General features: G+C 72.0%; 21 protein-coding genes. 9 read left to right on the plus strand and 12 right to left on the minus strand.

Annotation, left to right across the window (positions count from 1 at the left end; all coding sequences use genetic code 11):
* The first annotated feature begins 4 nt into the window (after window positions 1–4).
* The 3 genes from xseA (at window position 5) to BHU06_RS06110 (ending at window position 4,452) form a co-directional block, all read left to right on the plus strand.
* A complete protein-coding gene (gene xseA, locus BHU06_RS06100; protein ID WP_070398282.1) occupies window positions 5–1,303 on the plus strand; it encodes an exodeoxyribonuclease VII large subunit in 1,299 nt (432 codons plus the stop codon).
* An 89-nt stretch (window positions 1,304–1,392) separates the two neighbouring features.
* Window positions 1,393–1,974: a superoxide dismutase gene (locus BHU06_RS06105; RefSeq protein WP_070398283.1), complete on the plus strand. Its 582-nt coding sequence runs from the start codon at window positions 1,393–1,395 to the stop codon at window positions 1,972–1,974.
* Window positions 1,975–2,214: 240 nt separating this feature from the next.
* Entirely contained in the window at window positions 2,215–4,452 is a 2,238-nt protein-coding gene (locus tag BHU06_RS06110; RefSeq protein WP_070398284.1) for an NADP-dependent isocitrate dehydrogenase, read from the plus strand.
* Window positions 4,453–4,512: 60 nt separating this feature from the next.
* Here the strand turns inward: BHU06_RS06110 and BHU06_RS06115 are convergent, their stop codons facing one another.
* Window positions 4,513–4,962, minus strand: a complete 450-nt coding sequence (locus tag BHU06_RS06115; protein ID WP_070398285.1) for a DUF192 domain-containing protein — start codon at window positions 4,960–4,962, stop codon at window positions 4,513–4,515.
* Window positions 4,963–5,099: 137 nt separating this feature from the next.
* Between BHU06_RS06115 and icd the strand changes: the two genes are divergently transcribed.
* On the plus strand, window positions 5,100–6,356 hold the full coding sequence (gene icd / locus BHU06_RS06120) for an NADP-dependent isocitrate dehydrogenase (RefSeq protein WP_070398286.1): 1,257 nt from the start codon (window positions 5,100–5,102) through the stop codon (window positions 6,354–6,356).
* 10 nt (window positions 6,357–6,366) lie between these two features.
* On the opposite strand, the gene BHU06_RS06125 is transcribed toward icd, so the two are convergent.
* From BHU06_RS06125 to BHU06_RS06135, 3 genes are all read right to left on the minus strand, one after another.
* Complete coding sequence (locus BHU06_RS06125; RefSeq protein WP_070398287.1) at window positions 6,367–7,440, minus strand: FUSC family protein; 1,074 nt, start codon at window positions 7,438–7,440, stop codon at window positions 6,367–6,369.
* Window positions 7,431–8,069 carry a uracil-DNA glycosylase family protein gene (locus BHU06_RS06130; RefSeq protein WP_070398710.1) on the minus strand — a complete coding sequence of 213 codons (639 nt, stop codon included), beginning with the start codon at window positions 8,067–8,069 and terminating at the stop codon, window positions 7,431–7,433. The genes BHU06_RS06125 and BHU06_RS06130 overlap by 10 nt, the downstream gene beginning before the upstream one ends.
* Before the next feature lie 188 nt (window positions 8,070–8,257).
* Window positions 8,258–8,533: a hypothetical protein gene (locus BHU06_RS06135; protein WP_070398288.1), complete on the minus strand. Its 276-nt coding sequence runs from the start codon at window positions 8,531–8,533 to the stop codon at window positions 8,258–8,260.
* A gap of 137 nt (window positions 8,534–8,670) precedes the next feature.
* On the opposite strand from BHU06_RS06135, the gene BHU06_RS22390 reads away from it, so the two are divergent.
* Window positions 8,671–8,967 carry a hypothetical protein gene (locus BHU06_RS22390; RefSeq protein ID WP_139146966.1) on the plus strand — a complete coding sequence of 99 codons (297 nt, stop codon included), beginning with the start codon at window positions 8,671–8,673 and terminating at the stop codon, window positions 8,965–8,967.
* Window positions 8,968–9,403: 436 nt separating this feature from the next.
* Here the strand turns inward: BHU06_RS22390 and rpoN are convergent, their stop codons facing one another.
* Both rpoN and BHU06_RS06145 read right to left on the minus strand, forming a co-directional pair.
* Window positions 9,404–10,858 carry an RNA polymerase factor sigma-54 gene (gene rpoN, locus BHU06_RS06140; protein ID WP_070398289.1) on the minus strand — a complete coding sequence of 485 codons (1,455 nt, stop codon included), beginning with the start codon at window positions 10,856–10,858 and terminating at the stop codon, window positions 9,404–9,406.
* A gap of 257 nt (window positions 10,859–11,115) precedes the next feature.
* Window positions 11,116–11,577, minus strand: coding sequence for a hypothetical protein (locus tag BHU06_RS06145; RefSeq protein ID WP_070398290.1), 462 nt, complete (start codon window positions 11,575–11,577; stop codon window positions 11,116–11,118).
* A gap of 93 nt (window positions 11,578–11,670) precedes the next feature.
* Here BHU06_RS06145 and BHU06_RS06150 point away from each other — a divergent pair, with 93 nt between their 5' ends.
* Together BHU06_RS06150 and BHU06_RS06155 are read left to right on the plus strand one after the other, a co-directional pair.
* A complete protein-coding gene (locus BHU06_RS06150; RefSeq protein WP_070398291.1) occupies window positions 11,671–13,770 on the plus strand; it encodes a response regulator in 2,100 nt (699 codons plus the stop codon).
* A 61-nt stretch (window positions 13,771–13,831) separates the two neighbouring features.
* A complete protein-coding gene (locus BHU06_RS06155; RefSeq protein WP_070398292.1) occupies window positions 13,832–14,287 on the plus strand; it encodes a PA2169 family four-helix-bundle protein in 456 nt (151 codons plus the stop codon).
* A 60-nt stretch (window positions 14,288–14,347) separates the two neighbouring features.
* Here the strand turns inward: BHU06_RS06155 and BHU06_RS06160 are convergent, their stop codons facing one another.
* The 5 genes from BHU06_RS06160 to BHU06_RS22775 form a co-directional block, all read right to left on the minus strand.
* Window positions 14,348–15,730, minus strand: coding sequence for a sigma-54 dependent transcriptional regulator (locus tag BHU06_RS06160; protein ID WP_070398293.1), 1,383 nt, complete (start codon window positions 15,728–15,730; stop codon window positions 14,348–14,350).
* A gap of 208 nt (window positions 15,731–15,938) precedes the next feature.
* The gene (locus BHU06_RS06165; protein WP_175442806.1) at window positions 15,939–16,805 is read right to left on the minus strand and encodes a YihY/virulence factor BrkB family protein; all 867 of its coding nucleotides are present in this window, start codon (window positions 16,803–16,805) and stop codon (window positions 15,939–15,941) included.
* Window positions 16,802–19,588 carry an ATP-binding protein gene (locus BHU06_RS06170; RefSeq protein ID WP_070398295.1) on the minus strand — a complete coding sequence of 929 codons (2,787 nt, stop codon included), beginning with the start codon at window positions 19,586–19,588 and terminating at the stop codon, window positions 16,802–16,804. Before BHU06_RS06170 ends, BHU06_RS06165 begins: the two co-directional genes overlap by 4 nt.
* Window positions 19,589–20,073: 485 nt before the next feature.
* The gene (locus tag BHU06_RS22395) at window positions 20,074–20,247 is read right to left on the minus strand and encodes a YetF domain-containing protein (RefSeq protein WP_139146968.1); all 174 of its coding nucleotides are present in this window, start codon (window positions 20,245–20,247) and stop codon (window positions 20,074–20,076) included.
* A 136-nt stretch (window positions 20,248–20,383) separates the two neighbouring features.
* Window positions 20,384–20,560, minus strand: coding sequence for a hypothetical protein (locus BHU06_RS22775; RefSeq protein ID WP_175442807.1), 177 nt, complete (start codon window positions 20,558–20,560; stop codon window positions 20,384–20,386).
* Window positions 20,561–20,668: 108 nt separating this feature from the next.
* Here BHU06_RS22775 and BHU06_RS06180 point away from each other — a divergent pair, with 108 nt between their 5' ends.
* Window positions 20,669–21,163, plus strand: coding sequence for a CBS domain-containing protein (locus tag BHU06_RS06180; RefSeq protein ID WP_070398297.1), 495 nt, complete (start codon window positions 20,669–20,671; stop codon window positions 21,161–21,163).
* Here BHU06_RS06180 and BHU06_RS06185 read toward each other — a convergent pair.
* Complete coding sequence (locus BHU06_RS06185) at window positions 21,158–21,727, minus strand: DUF4142 domain-containing protein (RefSeq protein WP_070398298.1); 570 nt, start codon at window positions 21,725–21,727, stop codon at window positions 21,158–21,160. The genes BHU06_RS06180 and BHU06_RS06185 overlap by 6 nt on opposite strands.
* A 141-nt stretch (window positions 21,728–21,868) precedes the next feature.
* Between BHU06_RS06185 and BHU06_RS06190 the strand changes: the two genes are divergently transcribed.
* Complete coding sequence (locus BHU06_RS06190; RefSeq protein WP_070398299.1) at window positions 21,869–22,267, plus strand: ChaB family protein; 399 nt, start codon at window positions 21,869–21,871, stop codon at window positions 22,265–22,267.
* Window positions 22,268–22,291 lie beyond the last annotated feature (24 nt).

Genomic DNA, 22,291 nt, shown 5'->3' on the forward strand with positions numbered 1-22,291 from the left:
AGCAGTGAAGCCACAACGCGTGGCCGACGGCCCAGGCGGCGCGCGTTTCTGGGCGGTTGGCGCGCTGGTGCGAGCGGTGGCGGACGCCTTGGCTTCGCGCTTCAATCCCGTCGCGGTCCAGGGGGAGATTTCGGGCTTCTCGCGCGCGGCCAGCGGGCATTGCTACTTCTCGCTCAAGGACGACGCTGGCCAGCTGCGCTGCGCCATGTTCCGCCGCGCGGCCGAACAGGTGGGCTTCCCGGTGCGCGACGGCCAGCGCGTGCAGGTGCAAGGCCGGCTGGACGTCTACGGCCCGCGCGGCGACCTGCAGCTGATCGTGGAAGGCCTGCGCCTGGCCGGGCAGGGCAGCCTGTACGAGCAGTTCCTGCAGCTGAAGGCCGCGCTGCAGGCCGAGGGCTTGTTCGACGCCGAACGCAAGCGGCCGCTGCCCGCCCAGCCGCGGCACATCGGCGTGGTCACCTCGCTGGGCGCGGCCGCCCTGCGCGACGTGGCCACCGCCTTGCGCCGGCGCGTGCCGCACATCCCGGTGACGGTGTTTCCCGCCTCGGTGCAGGGGGCGCAGGCCCCGGCCGAGCTGGTGGCCGCGCTGGCCGCGGCGGCGGCGCACCGCGGCCAGCGCGGCGCCTGCGACGTGCTGCTCCTGGTGCGCGGCGGCGGCTCGCTCGAAGACCTCTGGGCGTTCAACGACGCGGCCGTGGTGCGCGCGGTGGCGGCCTCGCCCGTGCCCGTGGTGGTGGGCGTGGGACACGAGACCGATTTCAGCCTGGCCGACTTCGCCGCCGACCTGCGCGCGCCCACGCCCACCGCGGCGGCCGAGCTCTGCGCGCCCGACCGGCGCCAGCGCGAACTCGAACTGGATCGCCTGCAGGGCCTGCTGCGCCAGGGCGTGCAGGACGCGCTCGATGGTCGCGCGCAGCGGCTCGACCGGCTCGCGGCCCACCTGGGCCGGCCTTCGGCCTGCCTGGCGCAGGCGGGCGAGCAACTGGCGCGCTGGCAGGGGCGGCTGCACAAGGGCATGGCGCTCGCGGTGCAGCGCCAGCATTGGCGGCTCGACGAACTGCAGGCCCGCCTGCCGCCCGCCCTGCGGCGCGGCCTGGACGCGCGCGCGCAACGCCTGCAGCGCGCCGAGGACTCGCTGGCCCTGCTCGATCCGCGCCTGGTGCTGCAGCGCGGCTACGCCTACCTGACCGATCCGCAAGGCCAGGCCATCACCCGCGTGGCACAGGCTTTGCCGGGGAGCGACGTGCAGGCCACGCTGGCGGATGGCGTGCTGCCGCTGCGCGTGCGCGGGCCTGGCGCATAGGCCGCGCATAACCCCGCGGGCGGTGCCGTCACCGGTGCTGCCTACAATCCGCCCGACCCCACCCACAACCCATCAAAAAGAGGACGCACATGGAACACACCCTGCCCCCGCTGCCCTATGGCCTGGACGACCTGGCCCCGAACTACAGCCGCGAGACGCTGGAGTACCACCACGGCAAGCACCACAACGCCTATGTGGTGAACCTCAACAACCTGCAAAAGGGCACCGAGTTCGAGAGCATGGACCTCGAGTCCATCGTCAAGAAGTCCAGCGGCGGCATCTACAACAACGCCGCCCAGATCTGGAACCACACCTTCTTCTGGAACTGCATGAAGCCCAACGGCGGCGGCGAGCCGTCGGGCGCGCTGGCCGAGGCCATCAAGGCCAAGTGGGGCAGCTACGCCGCCTTCAAGGACGCCTTCACCAAGAGCGCCGTGGGCAACTTCGGCTCGGGCTGGACCTGGCTGGTGAAGAAGGCCGACGGCAGCGTGGACATCGTCAACACCGGTGCCGCCGGCACGCCGCTGACCACCGCCGACAAGGCCCTGCTGACCGTGGACGTGTGGGAGCACGCCTACTACATCGACTACCGCAACGCGCGTCCCAAGTTCGTCGAGACCTTCCTCGACAAGCTGGTGAACTGGTCCTTCGCCGAGAAGAACTTCGCCTGACCGGCATGCGCCAGGCACAAGGGCTCGAGGGGCGACCTTCGGGCCCTTTTTGCTGCTCGGCCCGCCTGGCGCGTGCAAATTTCTTCGTGCCTGTTTTGTATTGTGGGAGTTCGATCCCAAAATCAAAGGTTTGGCGCTTGCGCTGAAAGCACAATCACGGGATACGGATCACCGTATCCGCGCGACCTGTCCGCCCGCCGGCCGGCCAGCGCCGCACCCAACAACCTCCGGAGATAAGCCATGAGCAGCCAGCAACCCACCATCATCTACACCCTGACGGACGAGGCGCCCCTGCTGGCCACCAGTGCGTTCCTGCCGATCATCCGCACCTTCGCGGCGCCGGCGGGCATCAACGTCGAGACCAGCGACATCTCGGTGGCCGGCCGCATCCTGGGCCAGTTCCCCGAGCTGCTGACGGAAGAGCAGCGCGTGCCCGACAACCTCAGCGCGCTGGGCAAGCTCACCCTCAAGCCCGAGGCCAACATCATCAAGCTGCCCAACATCAGCGCCTCGGTGGCCCAGCTCAAGGCCGCCATCAAGGAGCTGCAGGACAAGGGCTACAAGATCCCCGACTTCCCCGAGAACCCGAAGACGGACGAAGAGAAGGACATCCGCGCGCGCTACAACAAGTGCACCGGCAGCGCCGTGAACCCCGTGCTGCGCGAGGGCAACTCGGACCGCCGCGCGCCCAAGGCGGTGAAGGAGTACGCCCGCAAGAACCCGCACAGCATGGCGGAGTGGAGCCAGGCCTCGCGCTCGCACGTGTCCCACATGCACCACGGCGACTTCTACCACGGTGAGAAGTCGATGACGCTGGACAAGGCGCGCGACGTCAAGATGGAGCTGATCACCAAGAGCGGCAAGACCGTGGTGCTCAAGCCCAAGGTCTCGCTGCAGGATCGCGAGGTCATCGACTCCATGTTCATGAGCAAGAAGGCCCTGTTGGCCTTCTACGAGCAGCAGATCGAGGACGCGCACAAGACCGGCGTGATGTTCTCGCTGCACGTGAAGGCGACCATGATGAAGGTCTCGCACCCCATCGTGTTCGGCCACTGCGTGAAGATCTTCTACAAGGAAGCCTTCGAGAAGCACGGCAAGCTGTTCGACGAGCTGGGCATCAACGTCAACAACGGCATGGTCGATCTGTACAACAAGATCGCCACGCTGCCGCAGAGCAAGCAGGACGAGATCAAGCGCGACCTGCACGCCTGCCAGGAGCACCGCCCCGAACTGGCCATGGTGGACTCGGCCAAGGGCATCACCAACTTCCATTCGCCCAACGACGTGATCGTCGACGCCTCCATGCCCGCGATGATCCGCGCCGGCGGCAAGATGTACGGCGCCGACGGCCGCCTGAAGGAGGTCAAGGCCGTGATGCCGGAGAGCACCTTCGCCCGCATCTACCAGGAGATGATCAACTTCTGCAAGTGGCACGGCGCCTTCGATCCCAAGACCATGGGCACGGTGCCCAACGTGGGCCTCATGGCGCAGCAGGCCGAGGAATACGGCTCGCACGACAAGACCTTCGAGATCCCCGAGGACGGCGTGGCCAACATCACCGACCTGGCCACCGGCGAGGTGCTGATGAGCCAGAACGTGGAGCAGGGCGACATCTGGCGCATGTGCCAGGTGAAGGACGCCGCCATCCGCGACTGGGTCAAGCTGGCCGTGAACCGCGCCCGCAATTCCGGCATGCCCGTGGTGTTCTGGCTCGACCAGTACCGCCCGCACGAGGCGCAGCTGATCACCAAGGTCAAGATGTACCTGCACGAGCACAACACGGCCGGCCTGGACATCCAGATCATGAGCCAGGTGCGCGCCATGCGCTACACGCTGGAACGCGTGATCCGCGGCCTGGACACGATCAGCGCCACCGGCAACATCCTGCGCGACTACCTGACCGACCTGTTCCCCATCATGGAGCTGGGCACCAGCGCCAAGATGCTGTCCATCGTGCCGCTGATGGCCGGCGGCGGCATGTACGAGACGGGCGCCGGCGGCTCGGCGCCCAAGCACGTGCAGCAGCTGGTGGAAGAAAACCACCTGCGCTGGGATTCGCTGGGCGAGTTCCTGGCCCTGGCCGTGAGCTTCGAAGATCTCGGGATCAAGAACAACAACGCCCGCGCCAAGCTGCTGGCCAAGACCCTGGACGCGGCCACCGGCCAGCTGCTGGACAACAACAAGAACCCCAGCCCCAAGACCGGCCAGCTCGACAACCGCGGCAGCCAGTTCTACCTGGCGATGTACTGGGCCAAGGAACTGGCCGCGCAGACCGAGGACAAGGAGATGGCGGACAAGTTCGCCCCCCTGGCCAAGGCACTGGCGGACAACGAGCAGGCCATCGTCAAGGAGCTGACCGAGGTGCAGGGCAAGCCGGTCGACATCGGCGGCTACTACAAGCCCGACTTCAAGAAGCTGGAGACCGTGATGCGGCCCAGCGCGACCTTCAACAAGGTGCTGGCCTCGATGAAGGCCTGAGCCCGGGTGGGCCGCCCGCCAGGGGCCCGCACGAAGAGGCCGCCGGATCCGGCGGCCTTTTTATTTGCCGAAGGCCTGTCCGCTCAACCGCGCGCCGGCCTGGATGCCGCGCTTCTTGAACCAGCCCTGGTGCATCTCCAGCACGTAGCGCACCGGCTTGTCCGAGCAGTGCGAGTCCAGGCTCTGCGGCTGCATGTCCGCCAGGTTGACGATGGTGCCGTCGTCGGCCACGAAGGCCGCGGTCAGCGGCAGCAGGGTGTTCTTCATCCAGAAGCACTGGGTGGCGGCCTGCTCGAACACGAAGAGCATGCCTTCGTTGGCCGGCATCTCCCGGCGGAACATGAGGCCGATGGTGCGCGCCTGCGGCGTGGCGGCCACCTGCGCGTGGATGAGGTGCATGTTGGCCGACAGGCTGATGCGGGGCAGGTTGAGCTGCGGGCCGTCCTGGGACCAGGCCGGGCCCGAGGCCAGCAGGCACAGGCCAAGCAGTCGGGTGAACAGGGCTTTCATGCGGCGTGTGGGGGCGGTGACGAGGGGGCTTGCATTGTCTGCCATCGGGGCAGGGCGGGCCAGGGCGCCCGGCGAAAGGCCAGCGTCTAGAATTTCCGGTCCCCCTCTCTCATTCGCCACCCGGAACGTTCCCCGACATGACCCAGCACATCAAGGTGCCGCCACAAGGCCAGAAGATCACCGTCCGAGCCGACCTGTCGCTGCAAGTGCCTGATGAGCCGATCGTGCCGTACATCGAGGGCGACGGCGTGGGCGTGGACGTCACGCCGGTGATGCTCAAGGTGGTCGACGCGGCGGTGGCCCGGGCTTACGGCGGGCGCCGCAAAATCCACTGGATGGAGGTCTACGCGGGCGACAAGTCGGTGAAGGTCTATGGCCCCGGGGTCTGGCTGCCCGAGGAAACCGTGGCCGCGCTCAAGGAGTGCGTGGTCTCCATCAAGGGGCCCTTGACCACGCCGGTGGGCGGGGGCATCCGCTCGCTCAACGTGACCCTGCGCCAGGAGCTGGACCTGTACGTTTGCCTGCGCCCGGTGCGCTACTTCAAGGGCGTGCCCTCGCCGCTGAAGGAGCCCGAGAAGACCAACATGGTCATCTTCCGCGAGAACTCGGAAGACATCTACGCCGGCATCGAATACGAGGCCCGCTCGGCCAAGGCTCAAAAGCTCATCCGCTTCCTGCAAGACGAGATGGGCGAGACCACCATCCGCTTTCCCGAGAGCTCGGCCATCGGCGTCAAGCCGGTGTCCATCGAGGGCACCGAGCGCCTGGTGCGCCAGGCGATCCAGTACGCCATCGACCACGACAAGCCCAGCGTGACGCTCGTGCACAAGGGCAACATCATGAAGTTCACCGAAGGGGGCTTTCGCGAGTGGGGCTACGCGCTGGCCCAGCGCGAGTTCGGCGCGGCGCCGATCGACGGCGGTCCCTGGTGCCGCCTGCAGAACCCGAAGACCGGCCGCGACATCGTCGTCAAGGACGTCATCGCCGACGCCTTCCTGCAGCAGATCCTGCTGCGCCCGGCCGAGTACGCGGTGGTCGCCACGCTCAACCTCAACGGCGACTACATCTCCGACGCGGTGGCCGCGCAGGTGGGCGGCATCGGCATCGCGCCGGGCGCGAACATGAGCGACTCCGTGGCCTGCTTCGAGGCCACGCACGGCACGGCGCCCAAGTACGCGGGCAAGGACTACGTGAACCCGGGTTCCATGATCCTATCGGCCGAGATGATGCTGCGCCACATGGGCTGGAAGGAAGCCGCCGACCTGGTCATCGCCTCGATGGAAAAGGCCATCCTGTCCAAGAAGGTCACCTACGACTTCGCGCGCCTCATGGACGGCGCCTCGCAGGTGAGTTGCTCGGGCTTCGGACAGGTGATGATCGAGCAGATGGAGTGAGCGGTGCGGCTCAGCGCGGCGGGCCCTGGGGCCGCAGCCGCCGCAGGCCGGCGCCGACCGCCGCGCGGACGCGCGGGCTGTGCAGGCAGGCCGCGCCCACCAGGCCCAGCGTGGACCCGACCACGGTGTCCAGCAGGCGGGCCTGCATCAGCGGCTGCGGCGCCGCCACGAAACCCTGTCCCGCCTCCGCCAGCAGCAGCGCCAGCGGTGTGATGAAGACGGCCGCCAGCCCGTAGTGGCGCACCACCAGGGTTTCGATCACCAGGGTCAGCGCCGTGACCACGGCGGCCACGGTCCATGGCCCCAGCGGCAGCTGGACGATGCCGAGGAACACCAGCAGGCCGAGCGCGGTGCCGAGGGTGCGCTGCACCTGCCGCGTCCAGGCCGCGCGCAGCGACGCGCCCTGAATGATGGCCAGGCAGCTCACCGGCACCCAGTAGGGCCGGTCCAGCTGCAGGGCGTGCGCCGCCAGCAGCGACAGGCCGACGAACCCGCCGATCATCACCGAGTCCACCACCACGTGGTCGAACCCCGGTTGCGCGGGCGCGCTCGGCGCCGGCACGCCGTGCCGGCTCATGATGTGCAGGCTGTAGAAGAAGGCGATGGCGACGGCCAGCACCGTGCCCAGCGCCACGGCCCCCACCTGGAGGATGGCGTCGCGCCCATGCACGGGGCTGTAGGCGCCGATCGCCGCGGCCATGACGAAGAACAGGCTGCCGGGTGGGGGGGCAGCGTAGAAGCGGCAGACCATGGTGACGAGCACGGTGATGAGCACGAGCAAGGGCACCACCAGCGGCGGGACCAGGTGCCCCAGCAGGCCCAGCGCGTAGCTGCAGCCCATGCCGAAGGCGCAGGCCATCAGCCAGGCCATGCGGTGGGCCAGCCGCGTGGCGGGCAGGTGCAGGAAGACCAGACCGCCCAGCGAGCCGGCCAGACCCAGGCCCAGCTCGCCGTAGGCCGCGCCGATGAAGATCGGCAGGCCGCTGGCGAGCGCGGCGGCCACCGGCATTTCCCAGGGCCGGTCGCTGCGGTTCACGCGCGCCAGCTGGCGCCATTCGTTGAGCAGAAAAGGCTTCAGGGCCATGGGTTCCTCGCCGGCGGTCGTGCCAGCGCGGCGGCCACGCGCGCGCGCAGGGCCGGCAGCACCTCATGCTCGAACCAGGGGTTGTTGCGCAGCCAGCGGTTGTTGCGCGGGCTGGGGTGGGGCAGGGGCAGCAGGCCAGGGCCGCAGTCGCGCCAGGCGCGCACCGTCTCGGTCAGCGTGGCGCGGGCCGCCGGTCCCAGGTGCCAGGCCTGGGCGTGGCGGCCGACCGCCAGCACCAGTTCCACCCGTGGCAGCTGAGCCAGCAAGTGGGCGCGCCAGGCCGGGGCGCATTCCGGGCGGGGCGGCAGGTCACCGCCCGGGCCGGTGCCGGGGTAGCACAGGCCCATGGGCAGCAGGGCCACGGCGCGCGGGTCGTAGAAGGTGCGGGTGTCCACGCCCATCCAGTCGCGCAGGCGCTCGCCGCTCGGGTCGTCGAAGGGAATGCCGCTGAGGTTCACGCGCCGCCCCGGCGCCTGGCCCGCGACCAGGACGCGGGCCGTGGCACCCAGCTGCAGCACCGGCCGGGGCGGATGCGGCAGCCGGTCCGCGCAGAGCCGGCAATGGCGCACCTCGCCGAGCAGGCGTTCGAGGGCGCTCGCGGAGGGAGAGGGTGGGGTGCGCGAAGCCATGGCGGACCGGAAGGCGCCCATTGTCGCGCCCAGGCGACGATGGGCGCGCCGGTGGGGCGCGGCCGAGCGCGCGGGCGCGCGCATCGCGCGGCAGTGCCGCCGCCAGGTGCGTCAAGGCGCACTGGGGCGGGTGGAGGAAACACCCCGCGCTGGCGAGCGGGGGCGTTCCGGCGGGGCGCGGACCGGGGTCAGCGCTGCTGCTGGGAAGGGCCGCCGCGTTGACCGCCCTGGCCACCCTGCTGGCCGCCTTGCTGGTGGCGCGGGCTGTCCTCGGCGCGCTGCTGCTCCTGCTTGCGCGGGCTGGGGCTGTCGTCCGGGCGCGGCTGGCCGGCCTGGTTGCGGTTCTGATTCGGGTTCTGGGGGTTCTGGTTCTGCTGCTGGGACGGGTTCTGTTGCGCCTCCTGCTGCTTCTGTCCCGCGCTGGGGTTTTGCTGGTTCGGGTTCTGGTTCTGCTGGTTCGGCATGTCGATCTCCTGGGGTTGATGAAGCCGTCGCCAACGCGGCGCCGACAGACCGGTGTTGGCAATCCCCGTGCCCATCGCACGCGCCGGGGACGCGGCACGCGGCTTGCCCGCGCCGGTGTCTTTGCAGGAGGTCCGACATGCCCAAGCCCCCTTCACCGCGCCGTGACGCGGCGGTGCCCCGCACCGCACCGCGACGGTCCGTCAACACCGGCCAACCACCGCTGACGCCGGGCGCCGGTCCCCGGCCGCGAAACGAAGCCCTCGAATTGCCGCACGAGCGCGACGAAGGCCTGCGCGCCACCCGGGCCGAGCCCGATCCGGTGATCGAGCAGGCCGGGCGGGACCTTGAATCGGGCCAGGTGGACACCGACCTGCGCGCCACACCGGGCCTGGACGCGCGGCGCCGCGAGGCGCTGCTGCGCCGGGGCGCCTGAGGCCCTGGTCGGCCGCCGGCCGGGCATGGCGCTTGCCGGGAATCGTCAGGCCGGCAAGACACGCTGGCGCATTCATTTCACACAGCAAGGAGCGCGTGATGGCACAGCACGAACCTGAAGAAACCGGCCGCTCCCAGGGCGGCGAGGCCCCGGGGGCGGACCAGCACCCCTATGGCGGTCGGGGCGGCTACGGGCGCACGCCCGGCCAGGTGGAGCGGGAGGACGAGCGGCGCACCCAGCCCCCGTCCCCGCCGGGTGCCGGCCGTGGCCCGACCGGGGCCCCCAACCCGGAGGGCCCATCGAACGGGACAAAGGACAGGGTTGCCAGCGGCTCGCGCGGCCGCTGAACACTTGGCGGGCCCGCCTTCGTGGGCCCATTGGCCGGCCCCCGCGCCGGCCTTTTTTCGGGGCCGGCCTCCGCGCCGCGGTGGCCGCCTCAGCCGTGCCGGCGGCGCTTGTCCACCGGCTCGATGCGCAGCAGCTGCCGGTACTTGGTGACGGTGCGCCGCGCCACCACCAGGCCCTGGGCGGTGAGCTGGCGCGTGATGTCGGCGTCCGACAGCGGGCGCGCCGGGTTCTCGGCCTGGATGATGTCGCCGATCAGCCCGCGGATGGCGGTGCCCGAGCAGGCGTTGCCGGCCGCGCTGACCATGGGCCGCGAGAAGAAGTACTTCAGCTCGAACACGCCCAGCGGCGTGGCCATGTGCTTGTTGTTCGTCACGCGCGAGACGGTGGACTCGTGCACGCCGACTTCCTCGGCGATCTCGCGCAGCACCAGCGGCTTCATGGCCATGGGGCCGAACTCCAGGAAGTGGCGCTGGCGCCGCACGATGGCCCGCGCCACGTCGAGGATGGTGGAGAAGCGCTGCTCCACGTTGCGCAGGGTCCAGCGCGCGTCCTGCAGCTGCTCACCGAGCGCGCCGCTGCTGCGGGTCCGGTGGCGCTGGTACAGCTCGGCATAGACCTGGTTCAGGCGCACGCGCGGCACCACGGCGGGGTTGAGCTGCACCGACCACTGGCCGCGCTGTCGGCGCACGATCACGTCCGGCACGATGTAGTCGACGCGCGAATCGCCGACGCGCCAGCCGGGCCGCGGGTCCAGGTGGCGGATGCGGTCGACCACGGCTTCCACGCGGCGCAAGGGCTCGCGCAGCGTGGCGGCCAGGCCGGGCACGTCGCGCGCGGCCAGCGCCTGCAGGTGCTCACCCACAATGCGCTCGGCCAGCGCGCGGCAGGGGCCGTCCTCCATCTGCCGCACCTGCAGCAGCAGGCATTCGCCCACGCCGCGCGCGGCCACGCCGACGGGCTCCAGCGACTGCACCAGCCGCAGCGCGACCAGCATCTCGGCCGGGGCCGCGGGCGGTGTGCAGGGCACCAGGCCGGCGATCTCCTCCAGCGGCGTGCGCAGGTAGCCGTCGTCGTCCAGTGACTCGACCACCGCGCGCGCCAGGGCCAGGTCGCGCGGCGTCAGGGCCATCACGTTGAGCTGGCCGTGCAGGTGCATGGCCAGCGTGGTGGCACTGGCCGTGAGGTCCATGGCCGTGGCGTCGCCGTCGCCGGTGGGACGCAGTGGCGAGCCGCCGTCGTTGATCCACAGCTCGCGGTCGTCGGTGCCGCCGATCGGCCCGCTGTCCCAGGCGTCGTTGGAGGCCTCCGTCCGGGGGGCGGAGCCGTCTTCGCCGTCCGGGGTCTCGGCCGGCGCAGTGGCCGGGTCGCTGTCGTCCTCGCTTTCCAGGAAGGGGTTGTCGCCCAGCTTCTGGCGCACCAGCGCCGCGAAGTCCAGCGAGGACATCTGCAGCAGCTGCACGGCGCGCTGCAGGCGCGGCGACAGCGCCTGTGTGGGCGTGGGGGCCTGCAATGGCCGGATCTCGTTGCGCAGCGCAAGTCCCATGGAACCTCCTCTGGTGTGTGGGGGCGCCGCCCGCCGGCGCCGGAAGCGCCTGTGTCGCAAGGCCTGTGCCGCCGCCGGCCGACGGTCGGTCGATCGGCGCGCAAGCCGCGCCGTGCCTGGCGTTGCGGCGGCAGTGGCAGCGCTCGAGTGGCCCGCCGGGCGGCGCCGAAGGGACGAATCTGCCGCCCCGGGCGCGCGAATTGCCGCAAAAGCTGCAGACCGCTCGATCGCCTGCTCAGTGCCTGCTCAGTGCCGGCTCAGTCGGGCGCTTCGTCCTGCAGCCAGGCGGCGCGCCGCTCGGCCAGCTCGGTCTCCAAAAGGGACCGCTCGCCCCCGTTCAGTCGGGGCCACACGTGGTGCCGCTGCCAGGCGGCGTGCGTGCGCAGCGCCTGCGCCAGCGCGCGCGCCTCGCGTTCGGTGTGCGCCTGATCGCTCACGCGGGTGGCCAGGCGCTCCACGCGGGCCAGCAGATCGGCGAGCTGCGATTCGGTTTCGCCGCGCAGGGCCGGGGCGGGCAGACGCGGCAGCACCTCTTCTCGTTCGAAGTCCACGATGGCGCGCACGCGGCCACCGATGCGGCCCAGGCGCGCGCCCAGGTCGGTGGGGCCGGTGCCGTCGTCCACCAGCCGTTCATATTCGGCGAACAAGCGCTCGAGGCGGTCGAATTCCTGTTCCAGCGCGGGCAGGGGCGAGGGGGTGGCGGTAGGGGTGGCGTTCATGGCCAGTGCCGGCAAACGGCGCACCCGTGGCGCACCCGGGTAGGCGCGCGATTTGCCCGTGGGCGTCAGAAGAACAAAAGAACCCTTTTCGCTATGGCTCTGCGCGTTCGCCTGATCCTTCTGGTCCTGGCCGTGTTGCTGCCCGTTCTGGGGGCGGTGGCCTGGGCCACGCTGGCGTCCTGGCGCTCGGGCCAGGCCGCGCTAGAGCGTCAGGCCAGCGAGGACGCGCGCGCCCTGAGCCGCGCGATCGACCGCGAATTCACCCGCTACGGCGCCATCGCGCGCGCGCTGGCGGCCTCGCCGCTGCTGGACCGTGCGCCGCGCCTGAGCGAGCCGGAGCGCGCCGCCTTCGACCAGGGCGTGCGCCGCGCGATCGGCGGCTCGCCGGTGTCGGTGGAGCTGCTCAGCGCATCGGTGCGCTGGCTGGACACCCGACTGCCGGTGGGCGCGCCACCGAGCCGCCGCGCCCCGGGGACCACCGCGCTGGTGTCCTCATCCGGTGTGCGCGCGCTGGACGTGGGCGACGGCCTGGCCTGGGTGGAGCCGGTGTTTCGCCAGGGGCCGGGTCCGGCGATGAACCTGCGCCTGGTGATGCCGCCGGCCGAACTGCAGCGGCTCATGGACCAGCGCCCCTTGCGCGAGGGTTGGGGGACGCTGCTGCTCGATCCGCGCGGGCGGGTGGTGGCGCGCCGCCCGGCGCCGGTCGCGGGCGAAGCCGAGCGCTCGCTCGACGGCCTGATCCGCGAGAGCCTGGCGGGCCGGGGCGAGGGCCGCTTCGCCCTGCGCACGCCCGCGGGCGTGCCCTTGCGCGTGCACTTCAGCCGCACGCCGCAGGGCTGGACCGCGCTCACCACCGTGCCGCGCGCGCCGCCCCAGCCGGCGTTCGCCAGCGGGCCCGGTGGCCCCCTGCTGGCCGCGCTCGCGCTGCTGGCCCTGGCGGTGGCCGGGGCCGGGTGGGTGGCGCGCGCCGAGTTGCGCCGCCAGTTGGCCGAGGCGGTGGAGCGCGCGCGCCAGGCCGAGCGCGGGGACGCCGGCCGCGAGCGGGTGGAGGCGCTGGGGCGCCTGACCGGGCGCGTGGCGCACGAGTTCAACAACCTGCTGGGCGTGATCAGCAACAGCGCCTACCTGATCCAGCGCCAGGCCACACAGCCGGCGCTGGCCATGCCGGTGGCCGCCACACTGCGCGCGGTAGAGGCCGCGAGCCGGCTCACGCAGCAACTGCTGCGTTTCGGCGCGCGCCGGCGCGCGCGGCCCCGCACGCTCTCGCTGAGCGAATGGCTGCCCGAGCGGCGCGACCTGCTGGGCGTGGTGTTGGGCCGGCGCGTCGAGCTGCGCATCGAGGTGCCCGACGAGGAACTGAACGTCTGGGTCGACCCCGACGAGCTGGAGCTCGCGCTGATCAACCTCGCACTGAACGCGCGCGACACGCTGTCCGAGGGCGGTCGGGTGTGGGTCGGTGCCGAGCGCGCGAGCGCGGCGCTGTCGGCGGACCTGCCGGACGGCCGCTACCTGGGCATCGCGCTGCGCGACAGCGGGCCGGGCACGGAGGCCGCGGGGGGCTCGCACGCGTTCGAGCCCGTCGGCACCGCTCAGGAACCGATCCCGGAGGCCGGCCTCGGCCTCAGCCAGGTGCGCGGCCTGTGCGCGCAGGCGGGCGGCCAGGCCGTGCGGCGCCGCCGGCCCGGGCAGGGCAGCGAGGTCGTGCTGGTGCTGCCCGCGGTGGCGGCCGAGGTTCCGGCCGAGGTGCCGGACGAGGTGCCGCTGAAGACCGCGGCGGGTGGCGACGGGCTGGCGCCGCTGCGCGCCCGCGTGCTGCTGGCCGAGGACAACGACGCGCTCGGCGACGTGACGGTGGCGCTCATTGAAAGCATGGGCGCGCGCGTGGAGCGCGCCGCGCACGCCGCCCAGGCACTGGAGCGGCTGGAGCGCGGGCCGGCCGTGGACGTGCTGCTGACCGATCTGACCATGCCCGGCGCACTCGACGGCCTGGGCCTGGCGCGCACCGTGCGCCGGCGCTGGCCCGGCGTGCGCGTGGTGCTGATCAGCGCGCAGGGCGACGCGCTGGCCGAGGGGGAGAACTTCCCCGTGCTGCGCAAGCCTTGCGCGCCAGCGGTGCTGATGGCGGCGCTGCGGCCGGCGTCGGCGGAGGGGCGGCCTGCCGCGCCGGGGGCGGGCACGCCATGTGCCCCATGAGCGTGTCGCGCACCGCGACTGCGCGCGTGACCTTGTTCAACCCCTTCGAGGACACACCACCATGGACCAGAAAGCACTGATCAACTGCCTGAACGACCTGATTGAAACCTGCAAGGACGGCGAGTTCGGCTTCCGCAGCACGGGCGAGCACCTGCACGCCGCCGAACTGCAGCGCCTGTTCCTGGCGCGCGCCGAGGAGTGCCGCCAGGCGGCTTCCGAGCTGCAGGCCCTGGTGCTGCAGCTGGGTGGCAACGCGCAGGATCGTGGGTCGGTCGCCGGTGCCGCGCACCGCGGCTGGGTCGCGGTCAAGGGCACGCTCGCCGGCTACAGCGACGTCACCATGCTCGAGGAAGCCGAGCGCGGCGAGGACGTGGCCATCGAACGCTACCGCGAGGCCCTGGCCAAGGACCTGCCGCCCGATGTGCGCGTGGTGGTCGAGCGCCAGCACGAAGGCGCCAAGCGCAACCACACGCAGGTGAGGGCGCTGCGCGACCAGGCCCGGGCGATGGCGGAGTGAATCGCACGGGCGCGGCCCGCGCTGCTTGGGCGGCCGGGCCGCCCGCACCGGGCAGCCCGTTCAAGGCCGCGCCGGTGGCTCGCCCGCGTATTCCTTGAGCCGGTTGTAGAGCGTCTTCAGGCTGATGCCCAGCACGGCGGCCGTGCGCTCCTTCTGCTGCTGGCACGCGTTCAACGTGGCCTCGATCAGCAGGCGCTCGGCCTGCGCCATCGATACGCCGACCGGCAGCGTGATGGCGGGTGTGCCCCCGGGGCCGGGCAGGGCCGGGGCCGCTTCGGCGGCGGGCAGGGGCAGCCACTGCGCGTCGATGGACTCGCCGTCGGCCATCACATAGGCGCGGTGCACGGCGTTGCGCAACTCGCGCACGTTGCCGGGCCAGGGGTAGGCCGCGAGCTGGCGCAGGGCCGAGGCGTCGAAGCGCCGTACCGCGCCTTCGCGGCGCGAGATGTCTTCCAGGAAGTGCCGCGCGAGCAGGGGCACGTCGTCCAGGCGCTCGCGCAGCGGCGGCAGTTCGATCGGGAAGACCGCCAGGCGGTAGAGCAGGTCCTCGCGCAGCTTGCCCTGGGCCACGGCCTCGTGCGGGACGCGGTTGGTGGCGGCGATGATGCGCACGTCGGTCTGGATGCTCTGCGTGGAGCCCACGCGCATGAAGCGGCCGGTTTCCAGCACGCGCAGCAGCTTGACCTGCAGGTCCAGCGGCATCTCGGTGATTTCGTCGAGGAACAGGGTGCCACCACCGGCGCGCTCGAAGAAGCCCAGGTGCTGACGGTCGGCGCCGGTGAAACTGCCTTTCTCGTGGCCGAAGATCTCGCTTTCCATCAGGTGGGGCGAGATGGCGCCGCAGTTCACCGCCAGGAAGGGGCCCGCGTGGCGGCGGCTGAAGCCGTGCACGGTCTGCGCCACCAGCTCCTTGCCGCTGCCGCTTTCGCCGGTGATCAGCACCGTGACCGAGGTGGGCGCGACGCGGTGGATCTGTTCGTAGACCCGGCGCATGGCGGGGCTCTGGCCCCACAGCAGGCCGAAGCGGCCGCCGTCGGCGGCGGGGTCGCGCGGCGTGGGGGCCGGCGCCGGCGCGGCCTCGCTGGCGGGCCGGGCGCCGCAGCGCGTGAGCACGCGCTGCAGCTGCTGCATGGCGATGGGCTTGACCAGGTAGTCGGCCGCGCCGCGGCGCATGGCTTCGATGGACGAGTCCAGGCTCGCGTGGCCGGTGACGAGCACGATGTCGGAGTCGTTGATCAGCTGAGGGTCGGAGAACAGATCGAGGCCGTTGCCATCGGGCAGTTGCAGGTCGAGCAGCACCAGGTCCGGCGGCTGCAGGGCGATCTGGCGGCGCGCGTCGCGCAGGGTGTGGGCCACGGCCACCGAGAAGCGGTCGGCGCGCACGAGTTCGCGCAGCGTGGTGGCGGAGTCGGTGTCGTCGTCAACGATCAGCACATGGTTCATTCGTGGCGTTCCCCCTGTCGGTCTTGGTTGTCACGGGACTGGACCGGCCATCATGGGCGCCGCATGGGCCAGCGTCTGTTTCGATATGTGAGCGCGTCGGGCACGCCGCTTGCCCCCCGCGGCCCGATGCCTCGCGGACATCGCCCCGTGACACGCGACCGGCCGACAGGCGGTCGAGGCGGGCGTTGGAGGCCCTCGGCGGCCCGGCTCAATCGCCCCGTGGCCCGCGCTGCCCACGCCGGCGCGCGGACACGCAGGTGAACTCGGCGCCGATGAGGAAGACCTGGGCGCAGAAGTACACCCACATCAGCAGCGCCACCAGCGAGGCCGCCGCGCCGAAGGCGGAGAGCACGGCGCTGCCGCCGATGTACCAGCCCAGCGCGGTCTTGCCGAGCGAGAACAGCAGCGCCGCCACGGCCGCGCCCAGCCAGATGTCGCGCCACGGCAGGCTCAGGCGCGGCATGCCTTTGTAGAGCGCGGCGAACACGGCGGTCATGAGGGCCAGGCTGAGGGTGAAGTTGAAGGCCTCGGCCAGCCCCGGCAGTCCGGGCGCCAGCCAGGCGGGCCACCACCAGGTGGCGGCCGCGGCCAGCGCCGCGCTCAGCGCGATGGAGCCCATCAGCAGCAGGCCGCAGGCCAGTATGGCCAACACGGCGAGCGCCCGCGCGCGCAGGCCCACCCACCAGGGCGGCGGCGGCAGCGATTCGCTGCGCCAGATGCGGTCCAGCGCGGACTGCAGCTCGGCCAGCACGGTGGTGGCGCCAAACAGCAGGGCGGCGCCACCGGCCAGTCCCGCCCAACCCGCCTCGGGCCGGTGCAGGGCTTGCAGCACGGATTGCACCGAGCGCGCCGGGGCCTCGCCGATGAGGGGCGCCAGGCGGTGCGTGAGTTCACCGGTGGCCGCCCGCTCGCCGAAGAACAGGCCGGCCACCGAGACCGCGATCAACAGCAGGGGGGCGGCGGAGAACAGCGCGTAGTAGGCGATGGCCGCGCCCATGCTGGTGGCGCCGTCGTCGCGCCAGGCGGCGTAGACCTCGCGCAGGAAGGACCAGGCCGCGCGCATCGCCGGCCTCACGGCGCGGCGGCCGAGGCCGCAGGCCTGCGCTGGTGGTCGAGCAGGTGGCTGATCTGCAGCGGACTCACGGGTTTGGTCAGGTGCAGGTCGAAGCCGGCCTCCAGCGCGAGTTCGCGGTCGTGCAGCTGGCTCCAGCCGGTGACGGCCACCAGCAGCGTGTCCCCGCCCCCGGGCGAGCGGCGGATCTCGCGCGCCACCTGGTGGCCGGTGCGCCCGGGCATGCCGATGTCGAGCAGGCAGACGTCGGGGCGCTCCTCGCGCCACTGGGCCACGGCCTCGTTGCCGTCGTAGGCCATGTGCACCTCATGGCCGTCGGCCTGCAGCAGGGCGGCCAGGGTGTCGGAGGCGTCGCGGTTGTCGTCGGCGATGAGCACGCGCAGGCGCCGCCGCTCGCGCTCGGCCGGCTCGCCATCCCCGGCCGGCGCCGGCAGACAGGCCGGGCCCGCCGGCAGGCGGACGGTGAACACGCTGCCCCGGCCGGCGCCGTCGCTGGCGGCCGTGAGCGTGCCGCCATGCAGCTCCACCAGCCCCTTGGACATGGCCAGGCCGATGCCCAGCCCACCGCTGGTGCGCTCGCCGGCGTGGTGCAGCTGGGTGAACATGCGGAAGGCCTCGGGGATGGACTCGGGCGGAATGCCGATGCCGTTGTCGCGCACCTCGATGACGATGGCGTCGCCTCGCTGGCCGGCGTGCAACTCGATGGTGCCGCCCGGGTCGGTGTACTTGGCGGCGTTGGTGAGCAGGTTGCCCACCACCTGCGCCAGGCGCAGGGGGTCGGCGTCGAACACGGTGGGCCGCTGATCGACGAAGCTCAGCAACTGATGCCCCTTGGCGTCGATCAGCGGGCGGGCCGTCTCCACCGCCGAGGCCAGCACGCCGGCCAGGTCGGTGGGCGAGCGGCGCAGGGCCAGCGCGCCGCGCGTGATGCGCGAGATGTCGAGCAGGTCGTCCAGCAGCAGGGCCATGTGCGAGACCTGGCGGTCGATGACCTCGCAGCTCCAGCGTTTCTGCTCCTCGCTGGCGTGCGGCGACATGGCCAGCAGCGTGGCCTGGCGGATGGGCGCGAGCGGGTTGCGCAGCTCGTGCGCGAGCGTGGCCAGGAACTCGTCCTTGCGGCGGTCGCTGTCGCGCAGCAGCTGTTCGTTGCGCATGCGCTCGGAGATGTCGGTGAACCACACGCCCAGGCCGTCGGGGATGGGCGAGGCGATGCAGTGCAGCCAGCGCGGCTCGGCGCCCGCGTGGTCGACGGCGTCGAACTCGCAGGTGCTGGCCGATTCGATGGCGGTGACGCAGTAGCTGAAGGCGGGGTGCCCCATCCAGCGGCAGCTCGGGTTCTGCAGCACGCGCTGGCCCACCACCTCGCCCGGGGCGCAGTCCAGCGCGTGCGCGGCCGCGCGGTTGAGGTAGACCCACAGAAAGTCGACGATGCGCTCGCCCTGCCGCACGGGCCGCAGGATGACGAAGGGCGCGCCGGAAGACGTGAGCACCGCCTCGAAGCGCCCCTGCGTGGCGAGCAGCTCGTCCCGGGTGCGCGCGCGCTCGGTGAACATGGCGGCCTTGCGGGCGCAGATGTCGGCCAGGCGGCGCTCGCGCTCGGTGGGTGGGCGCGATTCGTCCAGGTGCACGGTGATCGCCCCCAGCACCTGGCCCTGGGAACTGATCAGGGGCGTGCTGTGGACCGCGCGGATCGCCTGGGTCTCGAAGAAGTCGCGGCAGGCCTTGAAGGTTTCGCTGGTGCGGGTGTCTGCCACCACCACGCGCGCGCCCTGGCGGCAGGCCTCGGCGCAGGCGCCGGTGCTCAGGCCCTCGGCCATGGCCAGCGCGGCCTCGTCGAAGCCCAGGCTGGCCTCGACGCGCAGGCCGTCCGCGCCGGGCTCGCACAGCGCGACCATGCCACGGCGCGCGCCATGGAAGTGCGCCAGCGCGGCCAGGATCATGTTCAGCTGCTGCGCGAGCTGCGGCGTCTCCAGCAATTGCGTGCTCAGTTCGTGCAGGTGGTTCAGGTCATCGACCTGCTGGCCGAGCTGTTCGCGCGCGGCCTCCAGCTGGGCGTCGACGCGTTTGCGCTCGGTGACGTCCACGCAGGCGCCGCGCAGGCGCACCGCGCGTTGGCCGCGCCAGACGACGTGCACGCGCAGCAGCAGCTGCCGGGGCGGCGCGCCGTCGGCCGAGGGCACGCTCAGTTCGCGCTCGTAGTAGGCCGCGCCCTCTTTCAATCGGCGCATGATGTGCTCGCGGCTGTCGGCCAGCAGGTGGGGCGGGATGCGCGCGGTCCAGTCATGCAGGGGCACGGCCCCATTCGACACCGGCGCGCCGGCCAGCCGGGCCAGCACGGGCGAGGCCCGCACGGTCCGGGCGGCGAGGTCGATGTCGAACACGCCGATCCCCGTGCCTTCGATGGCCATGGAGAGCCGGTCTTCCGCCAGCGCCGCGCGCGCCCGCGTGTTGCGCAGTGACCCCCCCAGGCCGACCAACAGCCCGCCCAGCAGCAGGTACAGCGCCAGGCGCATCGGGTCGGCGCCGGTGGGGCTGGTCCAGGCGTCCAGCGCGGCCAGGGGCCAGCCGGTGCCGATGGCTCCGGCGAGCAGCAAGAGCACGCCCGGCCCCGGGCCCAGCGCGGCGGCCGCCACGGCGGCCGCCGGCAGGTAGAACACGAAGGGCCGCAGAGCGCCCACCGACGGCCACAGCAGCCAGTGCAGCGCGCCGGCGAGCACGGCGATCACCAGGGCAATGGCATAACGTTGCGCATTCGACATTTCCTTACCGTAGCGCCATTGGTTCATGGTGTGCGTATCCAGAAGAAAGCGTGGGCGCCCGGTCATCGGTGCCGGCGCCGGGAAAGGAACGTTCGCCGCGGCCGCCGGCTCCATGCGACAAGGACGCTGCGATGGAACGGACAAGGCCGACCCTCTCCCTGTGGCAACGCGCGCTGCGCCAGATGGCCGGCCTGCTGGCGAGGCCGGGTCGCGATACCGCGGCCCGGGCGGCGCCACTGGGCGACGCGGACTGGGCGGCCCGCTCGGCGGTGGGCGAGGAAGACCCCGGCGCCAGTGTGGATCTGCTCGATACCCGGCCGCCGTCGCCGGAGGCGATCAGGGCGGGTGGGCCGCCGCGCGGCTGAGGTGGTCGCCCGCCGGAGGCGGGGGTTCGGTCGGGCCGGGCACCGGCGGTGCCGGCGGCGGATCGCCCATCGGCGGCGGTACGGGGTCGGTGAGGGGCGGCGGCGCCGGGGGCTGCACCGGCGGTGGAGGGGGGGTGTGCATGGAAGTCATACCGCTTTCTTGCGCTCGTCGCGCGGGTGGGGAAGGTGATCGGGGGATGGGTCGCGGGCCAGGATCGCGATGCCGCCGTCGGGTTCCAGCACGGCCCACTTCACGTCCTGCAGCCGCTGCAGACCGGCCTTGTGCATCTCGGTGAACACCTCGTCGGGCGTGACGCGCATGCATCATCAGCAGCGACACCAACTCCAGCGGCGCGAGCTGGCCGAATTCGCGCTTGCCCAGGATGCGCAGACCGACCAGCACGAACAGGCAGATGACGGCGACGCGCAGCACGGTGTCCATGGGGCTTGGGCCGCTTCACAGCAGCACCAGGGTAGAAAACGCCAGCCGCGCGAGCGCGGGCCGGTCGGCACCCCTCAGTTCGACCCAGCCCGGCAGGCGACCCCAGTCGTCTGCCTCCAGCGGCCCGATCCGCACCACCCGGCGATAGGCGGGCGAGGGGCGTGGCAGGGCGGGCGGCGGCGTGGGCGGCATGGTGGCTCCGGGCTGGCAAACGGCGTGCCCGGTGGCTGGCGTGCCCTGGGCGCGCCGCTTGCCAGCGACCGGAACCCCCTCCCTCAAGCCTTTGGAAAGGACCTACCCATGAACCAAGTCAGCGAAGTGATGACCCGTGGCGTGCGCACCCTGTCGCCGCAAGACACCCTGCGTCTGGCGGCGCAGGCCATGGAAGAGATGGAGATCGGCTCCATCCCCGTGTGCGACGGCCAGCGCCTGCTCGGCATGGTGACCGACCGCGACCTCGTGGTGCGGGGCCTGGCCCAGGGCCTGGCGCCCGAGCGCACCACCCTGAGCGAGGTGATGAGCCCGCACGTGCAGTGGTGTTACGAGGACCAGTCCATCGAAGAAGCCGCGCAGCTGATGTGCGACGCGCAAATCCGCCGCCTGCCGGTGGTGGACCACGACAAGCGCCTGGTGGGCCTGCTGTCCCTGGGCGACGTGGCGGTGAAGGCCGGCCCAGGCGACGCCGCCCAGGCTTTGCAGGACATTTCGCGACCCGCGAAGCCGGAGCGCGGCGGCCTGTCGCAGGCCAGTGGCCCGGCGGGTGGCGGTGCCGACGCCGCCGGCCGGCGCTCATGAACCTTTGGAGGCGCTGCCCTTGGGCGGGGGCAGCTCCTTCGCCATCGTGAGGTGGCGCTGCAGGCCGGGCAGGCCGCGCGAAGCGAAGGCCTTGACGTCCGGGTCGTCGGCCCGGGCAGCGGCCTTGTCGAACAGCTTGATGGCGTCTTCGTGGGCGCCGATGCCGAACGTCTCGACGTAGCGGCGGTTGAAGGTATCGCCCGCCGAGGTGGACAGCAGCTTGAGCCGGCCCCGCTGCAGCATCGAGGCTTCGCGCGGCAGGTCCACGCCCTTGGCGCGGGCCAGGGCGGCGAGTTCTTCGGCCAGTCGGGTGTGCTCCTCCACCATGGTCTGCGCGAAGCGCTGGACCTGCGGGTCGCTGGCTTTCTGCACGGCCAGGCGACTGGCCTCGATCTCGGCGTGGCCGTTCTGCGCGGCCTGTTCCATGAAGCCGCTGTCGGCCCGGGTGGCGCGCGCGGCGGCCGGGGGAGAGGGGGACGCGGCGCCTGTCTGCGCCCAGGACGGCAGCGAGAGCAGGGGCAGGGTGGCGAGTGCGATGGCGCGGCGGCGATGAAGGGAGGGCATGGCGGGATCTCCGGTGAACGAAAGGGCCCCGCGGGCGGCAAGCCATGTGCCTGTGCCACGGCTCTGCCACCGTGGCGGCCGGGCACAGGCCTTGCCGCCCCACCATCGCGGGCCCTTCGAACCCGCGATGCAGGAGTCCCCATGAAAAAGTCCCATGCCGCTGTCGATCTGCCCGCCACGCTGGAGCGGTCTTCCCCCAAGGCCCAGCGCACCTACGCCAAAACCCTGCTGAGCGCCGAGCAGCAATACGGCCCGGGCGAGCGCGCCAGCCGCACCGCCTTCGCCACGCTCAAGCACGGCTTCGAAAAGGTGGACGACCGCTGGGTGGCCAAGCGACGCAAAGGCCCCTCGGACCCGCGCTCGGCCGGCCCGCGCTCGGCCGCCCGCCGCAACCGGGGCGAGACCTACGGGGGCGTCGACGGCATCGGCCACACCCGGGCCGAGTTGTACCGGCGCGCCACCGCCCTGGGCATCCGGGGCCGCTCCACCATGCGCAAGGCGGAACTGGCCCAAGCGATCGGCGACCGGCAGAAATCCTGAGCCGCGCCTGCGACGCCAGCGCCC

It is taken from the genome of Hydrogenophaga sp. PML113 (genome assembly GCF_001777155.1).
Classification (GTDB): domain Bacteria; phylum Pseudomonadota; class Gammaproteobacteria; order Burkholderiales; family Burkholderiaceae_C; genus Hydrogenophaga; species Hydrogenophaga borbori.

Coding starts and splice junctions, on each gene's coding strand:
- icd (WP_070398286.1), top strand. CDS start 5,100: ATGACCCAGCACATCAAGGTGCCGCCACAAGGCCAGAAGATCACCGTC.
- BHU06_RS06160 (WP_070398293.1), bottom strand. CDS start 15,730: ATGAACCATGTGCTGATCGTTGACGACGACACCGACTCCGCCACCACG.
- BHU06_RS06145 (WP_070398290.1), bottom strand. CDS start 11,577: ATGAACGCCACCCCTACCGCCACCCCCTCGCCCCTGCCCGCGCTGGAA.
- BHU06_RS22390 (WP_139146966.1), top strand. CDS start 8,671: ATGCCCAAGCCCCCTTCACCGCGCCGTGACGCGGCGGTGCCCCGCACC.
- BHU06_RS22775 (WP_175442807.1), bottom strand. CDS start 20,560: ATGCCGCCCACGCCGCCGCCCGCCCTGCCACGCCCCTCGCCCGCCTAT.
- BHU06_RS06105 (WP_070398283.1), top strand. CDS start 1,393: ATGGAACACACCCTGCCCCCGCTGCCCTATGGCCTGGACGACCTGGCC.
- BHU06_RS06110 (WP_070398284.1), top strand. CDS start 2,215: ATGAGCAGCCAGCAACCCACCATCATCTACACCCTGACGGACGAGGCG.
- BHU06_RS06125 (WP_070398287.1), bottom strand. CDS start 7,440: ATGGCCCTGAAGCCTTTTCTGCTCAACGAATGGCGCCAGCTGGCGCGC.
- BHU06_RS06135 (WP_070398288.1), bottom strand. CDS start 8,533: ATGCCGAACCAGCAGAACCAGAACCCGAACCAGCAAAACCCCAGCGCG.
- BHU06_RS06170 (WP_070398295.1), bottom strand. CDS start 19,588: ATGAACCAATGGCGCTACGGTAAGGAAATGTCGAATGCGCAACGTTAT.
- BHU06_RS06180 (WP_070398297.1), top strand. CDS start 20,669: ATGAACCAAGTCAGCGAAGTGATGACCCGTGGCGTGCGCACCCTGTCG.
- BHU06_RS06115 (WP_070398285.1), bottom strand. CDS start 4,962: ATGAAAGCCCTGTTCACCCGACTGCTTGGCCTGTGCCTGCTGGCCTCG.
- BHU06_RS06155 (WP_070398292.1), top strand. CDS start 13,832: ATGGACCAGAAAGCACTGATCAACTGCCTGAACGACCTGATTGAAACC.
- BHU06_RS06150 (WP_070398291.1), top strand. CDS start 11,671: ATGGCTCTGCGCGTTCGCCTGATCCTTCTGGTCCTGGCCGTGTTGCTG.
- BHU06_RS06185 (WP_070398298.1), bottom strand. CDS start 21,727: ATGCCCTCCCTTCATCGCCGCCGCGCCATCGCACTCGCCACCCTGCCC.
- BHU06_RS22395 (WP_139146968.1), bottom strand. CDS start 20,247: ATGCGCGTCACGCCCGACGAGGTGTTCACCGAGATGCACAAGGCCGGT.
- BHU06_RS06130 (WP_070398710.1), bottom strand. CDS start 8,069: ATGGCTTCGCGCACCCCACCCTCTCCCTCCGCGAGCGCCCTCGAACGC.
- BHU06_RS06190 (WP_070398299.1), top strand. CDS start 21,869: ATGAAAAAGTCCCATGCCGCTGTCGATCTGCCCGCCACGCTGGAGCGG.
- rpoN (WP_070398289.1), bottom strand. CDS start 10,858: ATGGGACTTGCGCTGCGCAACGAGATCCGGCCATTGCAGGCCCCCACG.